The organism is Lysobacter soyae (genome assembly GCF_019551435.1).
GTDB lineage: Bacteria > Pseudomonadota > Gammaproteobacteria > Xanthomonadales > Xanthomonadaceae > Solilutibacter > Solilutibacter soyae.
Genome location: NZ_CP080544.1, coordinates 1,267,852 through 1,282,984, shown reverse-complemented (window position 1 = coordinate 1,282,984; position 15,133 = coordinate 1,267,852). Strand labels below are relative to the sequence as shown.

17 protein-coding genes, 1 tRNA gene and 1 pseudogene are annotated in these 15,133 nt (G+C 59.8%); 6 read left to right on the top strand and 13 right to left on the bottom strand.

Annotated features, from left to right (window positions below; translation table 11 throughout):
* The first annotated feature begins 6 nt into the window (after positions 1 to 6).
* From nagZ to H8L67_RS06150, 3 genes are read left to right on the top strand one after another with little or no spacing between them, the layout of a single operon-like run.
* Positions 7 to 1,014 (top strand): beta-N-acetylhexosaminidase, encoded by a 1,008-nt coding sequence (gene nagZ / locus H8L67_RS06160; protein ID WP_220378989.1) that lies wholly within the window; start codon positions 7 to 9, stop codon positions 1,012 to 1,014.
* A complete protein-coding gene (locus H8L67_RS06155; RefSeq protein ID WP_220378988.1) occupies positions 1,011 to 1,580 on the top strand; it encodes a hypoxanthine-guanine phosphoribosyltransferase in 570 nt (189 codons plus the stop codon). The genes nagZ and H8L67_RS06155 overlap by 4 nt, the downstream gene beginning before the upstream one ends.
* A gap of 16 nt (positions 1,581 to 1,596) precedes the next feature.
* The gene (locus H8L67_RS06150; RefSeq protein ID WP_220378987.1) at positions 1,597 to 2,355 is read left to right on the top strand and encodes an S-methyl-5'-thioinosine phosphorylase; all 759 of its coding nucleotides are present in this window, start codon (positions 1,597 to 1,599) and stop codon (positions 2,353 to 2,355) included.
* A 76-nt stretch (positions 2,356 to 2,431) separates the two neighbouring features.
* On the opposite strand, the gene H8L67_RS06145 is transcribed toward H8L67_RS06150, so the two are convergent.
* From H8L67_RS06145 to H8L67_RS06100, 10 genes are all read right to left on the bottom strand, one after another.
* Positions 2,432 to 2,517 (bottom strand) — tRNA-Leu (locus tag H8L67_RS06145).
* Positions 2,518 to 2,551: 34 nt separating this feature from the next.
* Positions 2,552 to 3,691 (bottom strand): homoserine O-acetyltransferase MetX, encoded by a 1,140-nt coding sequence (gene metX, locus H8L67_RS06140; RefSeq protein ID WP_220378986.1) that lies wholly within the window; start codon positions 3,689 to 3,691, stop codon positions 2,552 to 2,554.
* Between the two features lie 2 nt (positions 3,692 to 3,693).
* Positions 3,694 to 4,242: a DsbE family thiol:disulfide interchange protein gene (locus H8L67_RS06135; RefSeq protein ID WP_220378985.1), complete on the bottom strand. Its 549-nt coding sequence runs from the start codon at positions 4,240 to 4,242 to the stop codon at positions 3,694 to 3,696.
* Entirely contained in the window at positions 4,239 to 4,712 is a 474-nt protein-coding gene (gene ccmE / locus H8L67_RS06130; protein WP_220378984.1) for a cytochrome c maturation protein CcmE, read from the bottom strand. The genes H8L67_RS06135 and ccmE overlap by 4 nt, the downstream gene beginning before the upstream one ends.
* Positions 4,709 to 4,870: a heme exporter protein CcmD gene (gene ccmD, locus H8L67_RS06125; protein WP_220378983.1), complete on the bottom strand. Its 162-nt coding sequence runs from the start codon at positions 4,868 to 4,870 to the stop codon at positions 4,709 to 4,711. Before ccmD ends, ccmE begins: the two co-directional genes overlap by 4 nt.
* A complete protein-coding gene (locus H8L67_RS06120) occupies positions 4,867 to 5,616 on the bottom strand; it encodes a heme ABC transporter permease (protein WP_220378982.1) in 750 nt (249 codons plus the stop codon). The genes ccmD and H8L67_RS06120 overlap by 4 nt, the downstream gene beginning before the upstream one ends.
* Positions 5,617 to 5,683: 67 nt before the next feature.
* Positions 5,684 to 6,310: an azurin gene (azu, locus tag H8L67_RS06115; RefSeq protein WP_220378981.1), complete on the bottom strand. Its 627-nt coding sequence runs from the start codon at positions 6,308 to 6,310 to the stop codon at positions 5,684 to 5,686.
* Positions 6,311 to 6,356: 46 nt separating this feature from the next.
* Positions 6,357 to 7,028 carry a heme exporter protein CcmB gene (gene ccmB / locus H8L67_RS06110; RefSeq protein ID WP_220378980.1) on the bottom strand — a complete coding sequence of 224 codons (672 nt, stop codon included), beginning with the start codon at positions 7,026 to 7,028 and terminating at the stop codon, positions 6,357 to 6,359.
* Positions 7,025 to 7,660: a heme ABC exporter ATP-binding protein CcmA gene (ccmA, locus tag H8L67_RS06105; protein WP_220378979.1), complete on the bottom strand. Its 636-nt coding sequence runs from the start codon at positions 7,658 to 7,660 to the stop codon at positions 7,025 to 7,027. Before ccmA ends, ccmB begins: the two co-directional genes overlap by 4 nt.
* Positions 7,661 to 7,692: 32 nt before the next feature.
* Positions 7,693 to 8,163, bottom strand: coding sequence for a DUF3293 domain-containing protein (locus tag H8L67_RS06100; RefSeq protein ID WP_220378978.1), 471 nt, complete (start codon positions 8,161 to 8,163; stop codon positions 7,693 to 7,695).
* Positions 8,164 to 8,246: 83 nt separating this feature from the next.
* Here H8L67_RS06100 and H8L67_RS06095 point away from each other — a divergent pair, with 83 nt between their 5' ends.
* Genes H8L67_RS06095 through H8L67_RS06085 form a run of 3 tightly spaced genes read left to right on the top strand, consistent with a single transcriptional unit; the run spans position 8,247 to position 11,593 of the window.
* Positions 8,247 to 9,395, top strand: coding sequence for a pyridoxal phosphate-dependent aminotransferase (locus H8L67_RS06095; protein ID WP_220378977.1), 1,149 nt, complete (start codon positions 8,247 to 8,249; stop codon positions 9,393 to 9,395).
* Between the two features lie 42 nt (positions 9,396 to 9,437).
* The gene (msrA, locus tag H8L67_RS10355; RefSeq protein ID WP_255555860.1) at positions 9,438 to 10,796 is read left to right on the top strand and encodes a peptide-methionine (S)-S-oxide reductase MsrA; all 1,359 of its coding nucleotides are present in this window, start codon (positions 9,438 to 9,440) and stop codon (positions 10,794 to 10,796) included.
* On the top strand, positions 10,793 to 11,593 hold the full coding sequence (locus H8L67_RS06085) for an amidohydrolase (RefSeq protein WP_220378976.1): 801 nt from the start codon (positions 10,793 to 10,795) through the stop codon (positions 11,591 to 11,593). Before msrA ends, H8L67_RS06085 begins: the two co-directional genes overlap by 4 nt.
* Here the strand turns inward: H8L67_RS06085 and H8L67_RS06080 are convergent.
* The 3 genes and pseudogenes from H8L67_RS06080 to scpB all read right to left on the bottom strand — a co-directional run.
* Positions 11,562 to 12,593, bottom strand: coding sequence for an MBL fold metallo-hydrolase (locus tag H8L67_RS06080; protein ID WP_220378975.1), 1,032 nt, complete (start codon positions 12,591 to 12,593; stop codon positions 11,562 to 11,564). The genes H8L67_RS06085 and H8L67_RS06080 overlap by 32 nt on opposite strands.
* A 222-nt stretch (positions 12,594 to 12,815) precedes the next feature.
* Positions 12,816 to 14,432 (bottom strand): pseudouridine synthase, encoded by a 1,617-nt coding sequence (locus H8L67_RS06075; RefSeq protein WP_220378974.1) that lies wholly within the window; start codon positions 14,430 to 14,432, stop codon positions 12,816 to 12,818.
* Between the two features lie 2 nt (positions 14,433 to 14,434).
* A pseudogene (gene scpB / locus H8L67_RS06070) lies at positions 14,435 to 15,133 on the bottom strand (SMC-Scp complex subunit ScpB); the annotation flags it as partial.

The window sequence follows — 15,133 nt, the reverse complement described above, 5'->3', positions numbered from 1 at the left end:
AGTTTGATGCTCGTCATTGGTGTTGCCGGAAAAGAACTGACTGCGCAAGAACGCGACTGGCTTCAGCACCCGGCATGTGCCGGCGTGATTTTGTTTACGCGCAATTTCGCCTCGAAGGCGCAGATTGCCGAGCTGTCCTTGGCGATTCGTGAGTCCGCTTCGCGCCCGCAGTTGATTTGCGTTGACCAAGAAGGCGGGCGGGTTCAACGCTTTCGTGAGGGCTATAGCGCGCTTCCGCCGCTGGAGGGCTTTGATGCCCTCTATGCGAAGAATCGCAGCGCGGCGCTCGCGCTAGCTAAAGAACATGCTTGGCTGATGGCCAGCGAGATTCTGGCCTCACAAATCGATCTGAGCTTTGCGCCGGTGGTGGATCTCGGCAAGGGCAATCGGGCGATTGGCAATCGTGCGTTTTCCGCGGCGCCGGCGGTGGTGGCGGATTTCACGCGGGCGTATATCGAAGGTATGCACGCCGCTGGCATGGCTGCCACGTTGAAGCACTTCCCCGGTCACGGATCCATCCTTGAAGACACGCACTTCGAGCATGCCGTTGATGATCGTCCGTTCGCAGAGATTGAAAACGGTGATCTGATTCCGTTTGTGGCCGGTATCGATGCGGGCGCGGACGCCGTGATGATGGCGCACGTGGTTTATCCGCAAGTTGCTCCGGAACCGGCCGGCTATTCGCCGCATTGGATCAACGAGATTTTGCGCAAGCAAATGGGTTTTCGCGGCGTGGTGTTTTCCGACGACATCGGCATGGCCGGTGCGCACGGTGTCGGCGGGGTGAAAGCGCGCGTCGAAGCACATTTGGATGCGGGCTGTGACGTCGTGTTGGTTTGCCATCCGGAACTGGTGGAAGAGGCGCTAGTAGCAGTGGAGGGCAGGGCTCTCAACACGATGGCGATTTCCGGCCTTTTGGGTCGCGGCGCACACGCGTGGGAAGGTCTGCTGTCCGATACGCGTTATGGCAACGCGCAGCAGGCGCTGCGTTCGAATTTGGGAGATGTGGCATGAGCTATCCCCGTCCGGCGCTCAATGAAGCCCTTGAACGTTCCGATGTCGTGCACGATGCAAACACGATTGCCGACGCAGTCAAGGAAATGGCGGCGCACATCGCTGACGAATATCGCGACGATGTCCAGGCGCCCTTGTTCATCACGGTAATGAATGGCGGCATGCCGTTCGCGGCCGACTTGGCCATGGCCCTGGGTGACGAGGGCGTGGATGTCGAGTTCGAATATCTGCACGCAACACGCTATCGGGGCGAAACATCCGGCGGTGCGCGGTTGGCTTGGCTACATCGTCCGCAAACCGCCCTGCGTGATCGTCGCGTGTTGTTGGTGGATGACATTTTGGATGAAGGCCACACCATGCTGGCGGTCAAGCGCTGGTGCGAAGATCAAGGCGCGGCCGATGTCAGGATTGCGGTAGCTGCCGTCAAATTGCATGACCGCTGTGCTGAAGGCATTGAAGCTGACTTCGTCGGTTTGGAAGTCCCTGACGCCTATGTGTTCGGTTACGGCATGGATTATCACGAACAAGGCCGCAACCTCCGCGCGATCTACGCGCTCCGCAATTGAGTCCGGGAGCATCGCCATGAACGATTTGTTTGATATTGCCATCATCGGCGGTACCGGTGTTTATGCATTGGCGGATCTGGCCAATGCGGAGGCGCATCAGCCCGTCACGCCCTATGGCAAGCCTTCCGGGCCCGTTCGAGTCGGCGAAATGGCCGGAAAACGCGTGGGCTTTTTGGCACGTCATGGCGAAGGGCATTCGATACCGCCACATAAAATCAACTACCGCGCCAACCTGACCGCACTGAAAGCCTTGGGTGCGAAGCAAGTCATTGCGTTGAACACGGTGGGCGGGATTACCGAGGCATTCGGTCCGCGCGTGTTGGCCTGTGCCGACCAAGTGATCGACTACACCTGGGGGCGCATTTCCACCTTGAGCGAAGAGCCCGGCAGCGACGTCCTGCATGTGGATTTCGGCGATCCGTATACGCCTTCATTGCGGCAGTCCTTGTTGGCGGCGGCCAGTCGCGCCGGAATTCCGTTGGTGGACCACGGCTGCTACGGGGCGACCCAGGGTCCACGCTTGGAGACGCGTGCGGAAATTGCACGGATGCGGCGCGATGGTTGTGACCTGGTCGGCATGACCGGCATGCCGGAAGCGGGGCTGGCGCGTGAGTTGGGCTTGGATTATGCCTGTTTGGCCATCGTGGCGAATTGGGCGGCAGGTTGCGGCCCAACGCCGGACGAAGTGATCACCATGGAAGACGTGCTCGCAAACGTGCACGCGGCCACGGCGCATGTCACGCCACTGCTGAATACTTGGTTGGCATCCGCCTGATCCGGCCAAATCCGGCCAATCAACTGAAAACAAAAAACCCAGCGTTTGCGCTGGGTTTTTTATGGATTCGTTTCGATGGTACCGGCGATAGGACTCGAACCTACACGACATCTCTGCCAGTGGATTTTGAGTCCACCGCGTCTACCATTCCGCCACACCGGCATCGAAACAGCCCTGAGATCAGGGAACGGAAATATTACACGATCTCTTTCAGAAACGCACCTATCAATGCACCGAATCTTTCATGATCGACCAAAAATGCGTCGTGGCCTTGTTCCGAGGGCACGGCATGGAAGCGCACATCGGCGCCGGACGCCGCCAACCCCGCAGCGATCTCCTCCTGCTGCGGAATCGGGAACAGGATGTCGGTGATCGCCCCCAAGACCAAGGCTTTGCCGACACGGGTTCGCGACAGCGCAGCGACTACGTTTGCTTCACAGTGCACTTGCGGATGCGGATCAATGGCGTGCTCGCCGATATCGAACCAATCCATGGCACGACCCAAATACAAGTAGCAATTCGGGTCGAAGAAGTGCGCGAAGCGATCGGCATGACCGTCCAAATAGGACTCGACGACGAATTCTGCCGAAAACGGTGTGTCGGTATCCACTTCGTCCATGCGGACGCGGCCGAAACGGCCGTTCCATTCCAAGGAGGAGCGGTAGGTGATGACGCCGAGTTTTCGGGCCAAACGCATCCCGGTGTCCGGGTAATTCGCATCGTCATACTGCCCTTCCTGCCAATGGGGATCCAAGCGGATGGCCTCCCGTTGCAATGATCGGACGGCAATGGAAAACGGCAGGGCACGCGCCGCGCCACAAGCGTTGATATGACTTCTGCTGAAGTCCGGATGTTGGACGAGCAAAGCAAGGGCAGCCATGGCGCCCATCGAACAGCCCACCAAGCAGGCGAGTTGGGAAACGCCCAGCCCTTGCATCAGGGCATACGCCGCTTCACCCATGTCTTCGACAGACAAGTCGGGGAAGGTCAACCGGTAGGCGGCTCCTGTCTCAGGGTCGATCGACGCGGCGCCGGTCGAACCCTTGCAAGAGCCCAAATGATTGACGCAGACGACAAACCAACGATCCGTGTCGATGGCTTTGCCGGGCCCGATGATCGGCTCCCACCAACCGGGTTGTGGATCATCAGCCGACGATGCTGCATGGGCGCTGGGTGACAGACCGGTCAAGATCAGGATGGCATTCGACGCATCTGCGTTGAGCTGCCCCCATGTTTCGTAGGCGACGCGCGCTTGCTGCAAGACGCCGCCGCGGTGCATGGGAAAGGGCGAGGGCAGTGCGAAATAACGCGTCGCCGGTGGCGCGAATTCAGTCATGGTCAGCGCGCGTCTTGTTCTGCCCGCGACAGCGCAGGCAACAATTCGTCACGAATCAAAGTGTCGTTCAACGAACCGACGTGTTTCCAACGGACAAAGCCTTGTGCATCGATCAAATAGGTTTCGGGTGCGCCATAAACGCCCAAATCGATCGCGGTCTTGCCCTCGACGTCCGACAGCACCAGGAAGAACGGATTGCCCAACTGTTCCAGCCAACGTTTGGCATCGGCTGGCTCATCTTTCCAGTTGTAGCCGACAACGCGGACCCGCTTGGTCTCTGCGAAGGCGGACAAGGCCGGATGTTCCTCACGGCATGCAACACACCAGCTACCCCAAACATTGAGCACAAACGGTGCGCCTTTCAAGTCTTTCAAGGTCACCGTTTGTTCGGGGTTGAACAAGTTTTTCAGGGCGAAGTCGGGCGCCTTCTTGCCGATCAGCGGCGAGGGCAGGGCGTCGCGATCGGCGCGTTTGCTCATCCAGACACCGGCAGCCAGCAGTGCGCCGAGCGCCAGGAAAACGGCGAATGGCAACCAGCCCTTCACATTCATTGCAGGGGATCTCCTGAAGGCGACGCCGCGGCTTTGACGTCATGTTTCTTGTGTGCGGCACCCATTTTGTCGGCGACTTCTTTGGGCATATAGGTTTCGTCGTGTTTCGCCAAAACTTCATCGGCAACGAACACGCCGTTTTTCATACTGCCGGTCGCCACGACGGCCTGCTTTTCGCGGAAAAGGTCCGGCAGGATGCCGGTGTACACAACGGGCATCCGGGCATCGCCATCATCCACGACGAAATGTGCTTCAAGCGTCCCGGCAGTGCGTTTGACCGAACCTGCCGCGACCATGCCACCCAATCGGAAACGTGCATGCTCGCCGGCGGCGCCCTTCAATACTTCACTGGGCGTGTACAGATAGGAAACATTGCGTTGCAATGCGAACGCGGCAAGCGCCGCAACGATGCCGGCGGCAATCAAAACAAGCAAGACAACAGCGAGACGTCGACGTCGTAAGGGATTCATGGTTTTCCGGCGGGTTGTTTGCGCGAAGATTCGCGTTTGATTCTGAGGCGCGCGGCGCGAATGGCCTTTCTCGCACGGATGAGCGGTGCAAGCAGATCCCATGCAAGGAACGCAAAGAAAACGGCGTAAGCGGCGACGATGTATTCGAGGTACTTCATTCGGCACCGCCGGCCGATTTGGCCACCCACGACTTGCCGCTTTCGCGTTCAAGATTGTCTGCGCGCGCACGCAACAGCAGGGAACCGCCGAACCATATATGAATCCCGATCACGACCCACCACAACGGCGCGGCCATGCTGTCATCGAGTTTGGATTGCCCGAAAACGCTGACCGTTTGTCCTTGGTGAAGCGAATCCCACCAGTTCACCGAATAGCGGATGATCGGAAGCAGAACAACGCCGACCATGGCAAGAAAGCCGGCGGTTCGGGCCGCTTGGCGACGGTCTTCAATCGCGGCGTACAAGCCCATCACACCGAAATACATGAACAGCAAAATCAATTCGGTGGTGAGCCGGGGATCCCAGCTCCACCACGTCCCCCACATCGGTTTGCCCCAGATCGATCCCGTCACCAAAGTGACGATGGTGTAGCCGGCGCCGATCGGCGCGCAGGCCATGGCCAGCACCTCACACAGTTTGATGCGCCAAATTTGTGCGATGGCGGCATAAATGGCCATGCCGAGATAGACGCCGATGCTCATCCATGCCGCCGGGACATGGATATACAAAATTCGGGCGCTATCGCTTTGCTGATAGTCGGCCGGCACCACAAACAGGCCTTGGTAGACGCCGACCGCCATCAGGACGAAGCCGAGCAGGTGGCACCAAGGCGCCCAGCGCTTTGCGAACGCATCGAAATAGGGCGGAGAACCGAGTTTGTGGAACCAAAGAACGATGGGATTCATTTGAACCTGCGGCAACGGACGCGTGAGCGCTGCGGGTCTCGCGCGTGAATGAGCATTTTACCAGCCCTTACGCCGCCGGTTGGACCAGATTGATTTGACCTCTCATGCCGTGCGCGTGGCCCGGGAAACTGCAGAAGTAACCGAATCCGCCGCCCGCCGCGCGCAACTTGGCGACGTCGATCTTGAGCTCGACCGTTTTGCCGCCGCCAATGACTTTGCTGCGGGTAATGACGCGCTTGTCGCTGGGCTCGACATATTGGCGATACGGGCCGGCGCCCAAGCTGTTCTTCGCGACGGCATCAATGTCAGCCATCTTGGTGATCACGAGATTGTGGCCCATCACGGTGACCGGATAGCTGCCCGTGTGATGCAGGGTGAGGGTGAATGAATCGCAACCCGTCGGGATGTCGATGGACGATTTGTCGAAGGCCAGTGTGTCGCCCGCACTGATGTCCGTTTCGCAGCGCGCCGGGTCCACTGCGGGTCCGGCGGCGATCGGCGCGGCCTCCACCGCGGCGGACTCCCCGGCTTCCGGCGCGACGTCATCCGGCGGGTTTTCCGGCGGCATGTTGACGTTGGCGCTGGCGTTGCTCGAACCGCCGCCGCTGGTTTCAGCCGCATGCGCACCGGCATCGACCACGCGATTTTCGCGCTGACATCCCACGACAAGAGCGGCACAAAGAACTGCCGCCACGATTACACCTGTTTCTTTCTTTGCCACATCGTTTCCCAAGAAAAAGTTACCGAATGCCCAACCGAATTGCGGAAGCCGCTGCCCACGGCGCGAGGATGCAACTGGCAATCAAACCCGCCGCTAACCACAGCCACGCGCCAACCGGGTCAAATCCCTGGGCGGCCGCGGAAACGCTGCCCGCGCCAAAGACCAAAACCGGGATGTATAGCGGAAGGGCCAACACAGACAGCAGGATACCGGCGCGCCGTAGACCCACGGTGAGTGCAGCAACGACGGCGCCAAGCAAGCTCAACAGCGGCGTTCCCAACAAAAGTGAAATCATCAGGGGGCCCAACGATTCCCGCGGAAGATGCAGCAATTCACCCAAGAACGGCGCGGCGACAATGACCGGCAGAGCCGTGGTCAGCCAGTGACTGAGCACCCGGGCGGCCACCAGAAATGACAGCGGTGTGGGCGAAAGTACCCACTGTTCCAACGAGCCGTCTTCGGCATCGGCGCGGAACAAGGTGTCGAGCGCAAGCAAACCAGAGAGGAGGGCGGCCACCCATACGACTGCAGCGGCAATGGCGGCCTGACGTTGCGGGTTGTTGTCGGATGCCAGTGCAAACAACACCACCACCAACAGGGCAAACAACACCGGTTGAAACGCGTCGCCCCGTCTACGCCAGACCAAGCGCAGGTCACGCAGTAGCAGTGCCCGAATTGCATGCAGGGTCATGACGCGCGCACCAAATGCAGGGTGCGGGTACGCACCGGCGGTGCCGCATAGGCGCCATGGGTCGTGACGAGCGCCGCACCGCCTTCGCCAACGTGTTCGGAAATCAAATCGTTGACCAACGCGATGCCTTCCAAGTCCAAATTGGCATACGGTTCGTCGAGCAGCCATAGCGCGGCGGGTGCAGACCAGACACGTGCCAGCATCAGTCGCTTGCGTTGACCCGCAGACAAGCTTCGCGCGAGTTGGTCGTCATAGCCGGCCAAACCGACACGGGCGAGCGCAGCCTCGACATCATGACCGTCGCGCTTGCCAAGCAGACCCGCGGCCAGATCGAGATTCTCTGCGGCCGTTAGATCCGCTTTGAGTGCCGGGAGGTGACCAAGGTAGGCGATGTCGGCGTGACCGCGACTCGGACGCATCAATTCGCCCTTCAATCTGACTTCGCCTTGCTCCGGCGCGAGGAGTCCGGCGAGTACGCGCAACAGGGTGGTTTTACCAGCACCGTTTTCGCCTTGAACCAGCAAGGCTTCCGCGTGATCGACCTCGAATGCGAGCTGGTCGAATATTGGCGACGCATCGCGGACGAATGTCAGATCGACAGCTTGCAGGAGCGGGGGAGACGGTGGGGACACGAATTGCGCAACGTTGCCTTCAAGGCGTTACGTCATTCTATCCAGTCGATGAAGACGTTGTCGCTATGCGCGATTTTCGGATGGTAAACCCGTAGCTTCACGGCATGCCCGCGCTGCCACCACAGGGTGCCCAATTGGCCGAACCGGCGCGCCCATTGGTCGAGCGTGACGCGCGAAACATCACTGACCAGCCAGCCCGCTTCGAACCAGACACCGTCAGGAGAAACGGCATGCATCGGGAAGCGTTCAACCCGATGGCTGTCAATCACATGGACCAAGTCGCGGTCGGCCGCGTTGTTCTCCTCGTCACTAAGACGCTCTGCACCCGGGTTCCATGCCGTGATAAAGCCGAGACACTTGCCGGCGACGCGCGCTTCAAGTTGGGCGGCGAGGTGGCCGATGGCAATCTCTACTTGGCCGTCGTCACACTCGGCGATATAGGCGGTCTCGAGAAATGCGTCGACCAGCGCCCTCGTGCTTTCGGGTGGTTCGATGATATCCATGGGCACTTGCACGGGATTCATGTGACCCACGATAGCAAACTTTGTACCCTAGACTGGTTTCAATACCTTCTGGAATCCGATCCATGCAACCGGTTACAAAACTGCCGAAAGTGGGCACCACGATCTTCACGACAATGTCGGCGCTTGCGGCAAAGCACCAGGCGGTGAATCTAGGCCAGGGGTTTCCTGATTTTGACGTGCCGGCATTGCTGGTGGACGCCTTGGCGCGGGCCATGCGCGCGGGCCAAAACCAGTACGCGATGATGACCGGCGCACCGGCGCTTCGTGCTGCGATTGCCCAAAAGACTGAGGATTGCTACGGCTATCGCCCGGATCCTGATACGGAGATCACCGTCACCAGCGGGGCAAGCGAGGCGATTTTGAACGCCGTCCTCGCGGTGGTTCGTGCCGGTGAAGAGGTGATCGTCCTTGATCCCTGTTACGACTGTTACGAACCTGCCATCGACATGGCCGGTGCGAAAGCCGTTCACGTGCCCTTGGACGCATCCAGCTTCGCCCCGGATTGGGAACGGGTTCGCGCGGCAATCACGCCCAAGACCCGCTTGTTGATGATCAACTCGCCGCACAATCCGTCCGGTGCGATGTTGAGTGCCGACGACATGAACGAGGTCGCGGCAATCGTGCAAGAACACGGCCTCTATTTGTTGAGTGATGAGGTGTACGAGCACATCGTGTTCGACGGCGCGCGCCACGAATCCGCGCTGCGCTATCCGGCGCTGCGTGATCGCACGTTTGTCATTTCCAGTTTCGGCAAAACCTATCACTGCACGGGATGGAAGGTTGGCTATTGCGTGGCGCCGCCTGCCTTGAGCGTCGAGTTCCGGAAAGTCCATCAATACAACACGTTTTGTACTTTCCATCCCGCCCAACTCGCTTTCGCCGAGATGATCGAAAAGGCGCCGGAGCACCACCGTGAGTTGGGGCATTTCTACCAAGAGAAGCGCGACGCATTCCAGGCTCAGTTGGCGGAAACACGGCTAAAGGCACTGCCGGTACCGGGCGGCTATTTTCAATTGGTCGACTATTCCGATGTCAGCGATTTGGACGACCGAGCGTTCAGCGAGTGGCTCACGATCGAGAAGGGTGTGACGGGGATACCTTTGTCGCCGTTCTACGAGACGCCGCCCGTTGGCCAGCGCCTGCTCCGACTGTGTTTCGCCAAAAATCCCGAAACCGTCGCGGCGGCCATGGCGCGCCTGAAAACGCTCTAAGCACTCAACCTGCGCTCAGCTTTGAAGGCGTAGGATAGAGGGATGAAAAGTCCCTTCAAAACCGAAGCTGTTTGGCCCGTGATGGTCGCCCTTGTGGTGACCGGATTGGTGGCGCTGTTTTTCTTGCGTGCACCGCGAATCGAAGTGATGGACGCACAGGCGGCTACGGTGCCTGCAAGCAGCGAATCGATTTATTTCGGTATGGGGTGTTTTTGGGGCGCGGAAAAACGCATGGGCGAAGTGCCCGGGGTCGTCAATGTGGAGGTCGGTTACGCGGGTGGCGATGCGCCCCAGGTCGGTTATCAGGATGTTTTGGATGCCGAAGCGGCGATTCGCGCCGGCCGGTCAAAGGCGCGCAATCATGCCGAAGTGGTCAAGGTGACCTACGACCCGAAGCGGACCGATCTTGCCCAAATTTTGGCGGCCTTTTGGGAAAACCATGACCCCACGCAAGTGGGTGGACAAGGGAATGATCTCGGCAGCAATTACCGCAGCGCGATCTATTACGTCAACGACGCCCAGCGCGCGATGGCCGAGCAAACCAAAAACACCTATCAAATCGCGCTGCGTAAAGAGGGTTATGGCGACATCACCACGGAAATTCTGCCGGTGAAAAATTACAATCGCGCCGAGGCGATGCATCAGGACTATCTGAAAAAGAACCCGGATGGCTATTGCGGCTTGGGTGGCACCGGCGTCAAATTCGGCTTGGCCAATGCCGGAAAGCCACGCGATCCGCAATATCTGGTGCCGGCCGGTGAAGCCTTGAAAGCCGACGGCCAACTAGTCATCTATGAAGCCGAAACCTGCGATTTCTGCAAGGCGTTCAACAAAGAAGTGTTGTCGAGTTGGAAATCGGAGGTGCCGTTTGTAAAGACTTGGGGGACCGATGCACCGGCCGGATGGTCTTTGGCCAAACCGTTGTTCGCGACACCGACCATCGTTTACTTCAAAAACGGTAAAGAAGTGTCGCGATACACCGGATATTCGGGCGGTCCGCAGAAGTTCTGGCAATGGCTGGGCTACCAATTGCTGAGTCCGGAACAGAAACGCATCGCGTTTGAAAAAGGCACGGAAATACCGAATTCGGGTTCCGATTTGGACGAAACACGTCCGGGTACCTACGTCGATCCGATCACGGGCGCCGCATTGTTCCGCAGCGACACCAAATTCCACAGTGGCACGGGTTGGCCGAGCTTTTTCAATCCTGTCCCCGGCGCCTTGGTCCTTCGCAAGGACACCAGTGATGGCATGGTGCGCACCGAAGTCACCAGTGCCAGTTCAGGCATTCACTTGGGACATGTGTTCGATGACGGGCCGCCGCCGACCGGAAAGCGTTACTGCATCAACGGGAATGTGTTGAAATTCATTCCTGATCCTCCCGCCCAGGCCGCCCGATGACCGACGCCAGCGATTTGCGTATCCACCTTGTTCAAGGCAATACACGATGGCATGACCCGGATGGGAATCGGCACTACTACCAAGGCATGATCGAACCGCTGAAGGGCAAGTCCGATCTCGTTGTTTTGCCGGAAACTTTCACCTCCGGATTTTCCAACGACGCGGTGCGGAATGCGGAAGACATGCACGGCAAAACCGTGGCATGGATGCGTGCGCAAGCCGCCGAATTGGATGCCGCGGTGTGTGGCAGCGTCCAAATGTCGGAGGCGGGTAAAGTCTTCAATCGGATGTTGTTCGTGACGCCGGATGGGGGAGTTCAGACCTACGACAAGCGTCATTTGTTTACCTTCGCACGTGAGCATGAGCGCTACAGCGCGGGTGTCGAGCGCTTGATCGTGAAATGGCGCGGCTGGCGAATCTGTCCTCTGGTCTGTTATGACCTGCGTTTCCCGGTGTTTTCACGCAATGGTTTGGATGCCGGCGACGAGGCGCATTACGACTTGTTGCTCTACGTTGCCAACTGGCCGTCAGTTCGTGATTACCCCTGGCGGACGCTGCTTCGGGCTAGGGCGATTGAGAATCTGAGTTATGTGGCCGGCGTGAATCGTGTCGGTGACGATGGCAACGGTCTGCACTACTCAGGCGATAGTGCCGTCATTGATTTCCTGGGGCAGCCGATGATTGAACTACGCGATGCGGAAGGCGTCATTGACGCAGTCTTGGACCCATCCGAGCTGCGTGCGCATCGCACACGTTTTCCTGCGCTCAATGATGCGGACGGTTACAGTCTGGTTTGAACTGCAACGAATAAACCGCGGATTTTTGCCCGTTTCGGGTGGCGACAATCGGCGTCTGTTCCGGCCCGGACCAAACACTTTCGGGCCACCATCGGGGCGAACTGTCGAACGCCGGTTCGAACGGCAAGCCCGGCTTGGGTGTCGCCACTGCCACGTTTGCACAATGGGCTGCGGCAAGCACGCGTTCTGCGGGTTCGGTCCATCCGTGTCTTGCCAATTTGAACAAACCCCAATGCACCGGAATCATGAGTTTGCCGCGCGCCCAGAGATTTGCCTGCACCGCTTGTTCGGGGCCGATGTGCCAGTCCGGCCAACGTGCGTCGTATTGACCGCTTTCGATCAACGTGACATCGAACGGTCCGAAGCGCTCGCCGACAGCTTCGAATTGTGCGGTCAAGCCGGTGTCACCGGAGTACCAGACGCGGTGCTGAGGCCCGACCATTGCGTAGCCGCCCCACAGCGTGCGGTTGCGTTGGGGATTGACCCGGCCAGACGCATGACGCGCCGGCGTCAATGTCAGCGCGACGTCACCGACCTTTGCCGTTTCCCACCAATCCAATTCGGTGATTCGATCAGGTGCGACACCCCAGCGGGCCAAATGCGCGCCCACGCCGAGCGGTAAAACAAAGCGTGTCTTGCCTGCCGCCAGCGTCTTGATCGAGCCCATATCCAGATGGTCGTAATGGTCGTGGGAGATGACAACCACGTCGACATCCAGAAGCGCAGACAACGGGATGGGCGGCGGAAACCAACGCTCGGGCCCGACAAATTGAAAAGGCGAGGCGCGCAAGCTTTCAATCGGGTCGATCAATACCCGGATGCCGTCGATTTCGACGAGCGTCCATGAATGTCCGAACCAAGTGATGCGAAGTCCGGAACGGGGTGCGATGGCCAGCCGGCGCGCCGTGTCGTGCGCATAGGGCACTGGCGCCACGGGCGCACTGGCGGGCACAGCTTTCAACATGCCAAGAATGGTGAGTGCGCTGGTGTCACTCCACATCCGGTCCGGATTTTGGAAATGGTCTCCGTGCCACTGAGGCGATTGTTCAATGCGCGCCTGTCGTTCCGCTGCCGGACGGGCGCCGAACGCCGGGGACAAATTAACAACAAGCCATCCACAAAAGAAGACGGCTGCAAGTGTGATCAATACCGAGCGAGCGACTCGCCAAAGGCGGCTTGTCCGCCGCCCTTCTTCCAGACGCATATCGACTGAATCGGCTTGTTAGAAGCCACCACCACGCGGGCCGCGGTTGCCGCCTCCGGGGCGACCACCGCCACCCGGGCGGCCCGCACCAGGGCGAGAACCGCCGGGACGTCCACCTGGTTTGCTAGGGCGCGCGCCGGCAGGACGCGGACCCGCCGGACGGTTGTTGCGCGGGCGCTCGCCGTACGGATTGAAGCTACCGGGATTGGCGTGATCTGAGGGGAAGCTGGGCGCATTGCCCGGGTGCCCAAACGGATACTTCGGACGCGACGGTGCGGCATCGCCGGAAGCACCGCGTGCGCCGTAGGGGCTACGCGCACCGGTAGCGGCGCCGCGTCCGCCAGCGCCGGCGCCTGAAGGACCACCACGTCGCGGACCTTGGCCCGGCGCCGCAGGACGCAAACCGCCCGGACGGGCGCCCGCCGGGCGCTTGGGTTTGAAGCCATCGGCATTGCGGTGACCGCTCGGACCGGTTTCAACACCGTCCGGCACATACCAGGTGCGCATTGCGGCAGGGTTGTCGCCGCGATTTTCGCCCGGGCGCATGCGTTGTCCCGGTTGGCGGTCGCCACCTTTGATTTTGAATCTGCCTTGGCTTTGCTTGGCGGCCGCGTCACCGCTGACCGTCAAACCGCCGCGCGGTTTTGCGCCGCCGCGGCCACCGCGACGGTCTTCACGCATATTGTCGAAGCGACGCAATTCACGTCCTTCATCTGCTGCGTTATGGCCGCCGACGTAGCCGTTGGACTTGCGTTCGAAGGTATGGATCGTCTTTGCCGCACGGCGTTGGCCGATCACGGGCTGCAACGTCAGTGCGGACGGCGCGCCGGGCTCCAAACCGAGTTCGTTGCGCAGCGTGTTGACTTGGCCTTCGGGCAGCTCTTGCGACTGTCCGCGTAGCAAGGGTTGCGGCAAGGTCACCTTGCCATAACGGATGCGCTTCAAACGCGACACCATGCAACCTTGGGATTCCCACAGGCGGCGCACTTCGCGATTGCGTCCTTCCTTCAACAACACGCGGAACCAGTCGTGAGAATCGGTTCCGCCGATACGTTCGATGTCGTCGAACTTGGCCGGACCGTCATCCAAAGCCACGCCGCGACGCAGACGGTCGACGACCTTGTCCGACACTTCTTCTTCGCCTTCCGGCGGGCGGACGCGGCACACATACTCGCGATCCACTTCGTGCGAGGGATGCATCATCGCGTTGGCGAGCTCGCCATCGGTGGTCAGCAACAGCAAACCGGTGGTGTTGATATCGAGGCGGCCGATCGCGATCCAGCGTGCGCCTTTCAGGGCGGGAAGGGCTTCAAAGATGGTCGGGCGACCTTCGGGATCTTCGCGCGTGGTGACTTCGCCTTCCGGCTTGTTGTAGATAAGAACGCGTGCCGGCTCAGTCAGGGCCGATGCCACAAAGCTACGGCCGTCGAGTTCGATTTTGTCCCCGCCCTTGACGCTCATGCCCAGCGTTGCTGGCTCACCATTGACGGTGACGGCGCCGGACGAAATGCGCTGTTCGAGCGCGCGGCGCGAGCCGAGCCCGGCCTGCGCCAACACTTTATGCAGGCGCTCCTCAAGCTTGGGGGCGGCCTCGGCGGAGGCAGATTTCAGGGACAGTTTGTTTCGTTCGTTCATGGTTCACTCCGGGTGCTGTCGCCGTCGTCGGCGAGGGCTTCTGTTTCTTGTGGTGTTGTTTCAGGCGCTTCGTAATGGTCGCCTGTGTTGGGTTCCGACTCGGCGTCGACGGAATCGAGATGCGTGGTGATCGGTGCGTGTTCGGGATCGAATTGCAGTTGTGGCTCGAGCTCTGCGAAATCTTTCAACTCGGAAAGCGGCGGGAGATCGTCCAACTTCTTGAGACCGAAGTAGTCCAAAAATGCGCGGGTTGTCCCCAAGAGTTCGGGTTTGCCCGGCACATCGCGATGTCCGACAACACGAATCCATTCCCGTTCTTCCAGCGCCTTGATGATGTTGCTATTGGTGGCAACTCCTCGAATCTGCTCGATCTCGCCCCGGGTAATGGGCTGCCGATAAGCAATCAAGGCAAGCGTTTCAAGCGTGGCGCGGGTGTATTTGGTTTGCCGTTCGGTCCAAAGGCGCGCGACCCAAGCATGGACATCGGATTTGACTTGAAAACGCCAGCCCGATGCCACTTCAACCAATTCGACACCCCTTTCAGCACAGTCTGACTGCAAAGAAACCAATGCCGCCTGAACGCTGCCTTCGGGTGCCGGCTCGTCGAGCGGGAACAAGGCGTTGAGTTGGACAATCGTCAGCGGTTGACTGGCGGCCAGCAGTGCCGCTTCGACGATGCGTTTTACCAAGTTTTCCTGCAT

Coding starts and splice junctions, on each gene's coding strand:
- H8L67_RS06080 (WP_220378975.1), bottom strand. CDS start 12,593: ATGTGGAGTGACACCAGCGCACTCACCATTCTTGGCATGTTGAAAGCT.
- H8L67_RS06120 (WP_220378982.1), bottom strand. CDS start 5,616: ATGAATCCCATCGTTCTTTGGTTCCACAAACTCGGTTCTCCGCCCTAT.
- H8L67_RS06155 (WP_220378988.1), top strand. CDS start 1,011: ATGAGCTATCCCCGTCCGGCGCTCAATGAAGCCCTTGAACGTTCCGAT.
- H8L67_RS06100 (WP_220378978.1), bottom strand. CDS start 8,163: ATGGATATCATCGAACCACCCGAAAGCACGAGGGCGCTGGTCGACGCA.
- ccmB (WP_220378980.1), bottom strand. CDS start 7,028: ATGACCCTGCATGCAATTCGGGCACTGCTACTGCGTGACCTGCGCTTG.
- metX (WP_220378986.1), bottom strand. CDS start 3,691: ATGACTGAATTCGCGCCACCGGCGACGCGTTATTTCGCACTGCCCTCG.
- ccmD (WP_220378983.1), bottom strand. CDS start 4,870: ATGAAGTACCTCGAATACATCGTCGCCGCTTACGCCGTTTTCTTTGCG.
- ccmE (WP_220378984.1), bottom strand. CDS start 4,712: ATGAATCCCTTACGACGTCGACGTCTCGCTGTTGTCTTGCTTGTTTTG.
- H8L67_RS06085 (WP_220378976.1), top strand. CDS start 10,793: ATGACCGACGCCAGCGATTTGCGTATCCACCTTGTTCAAGGCAATACA.
- msrA (WP_255555860.1), top strand. CDS start 9,438: ATGAAAAGTCCCTTCAAAACCGAAGCTGTTTGGCCCGTGATGGTCGCC.
- H8L67_RS06150 (WP_220378987.1), top strand. CDS start 1,597: ATGAACGATTTGTTTGATATTGCCATCATCGGCGGTACCGGTGTTTAT.
- H8L67_RS06075 (WP_220378974.1), bottom strand. CDS start 14,432: ATGAACGAACGAAACAAACTGTCCCTGAAATCTGCCTCCGCCGAGGCC.
- H8L67_RS06135 (WP_220378985.1), bottom strand. CDS start 4,242: ATGAATGTGAAGGGCTGGTTGCCATTCGCCGTTTTCCTGGCGCTCGGC.
- H8L67_RS06095 (WP_220378977.1), top strand. CDS start 8,247: ATGCAACCGGTTACAAAACTGCCGAAAGTGGGCACCACGATCTTCACG.
- nagZ (WP_220378989.1), top strand. CDS start 7: ATGCTCGTCATTGGTGTTGCCGGAAAAGAACTGACTGCGCAAGAACGC.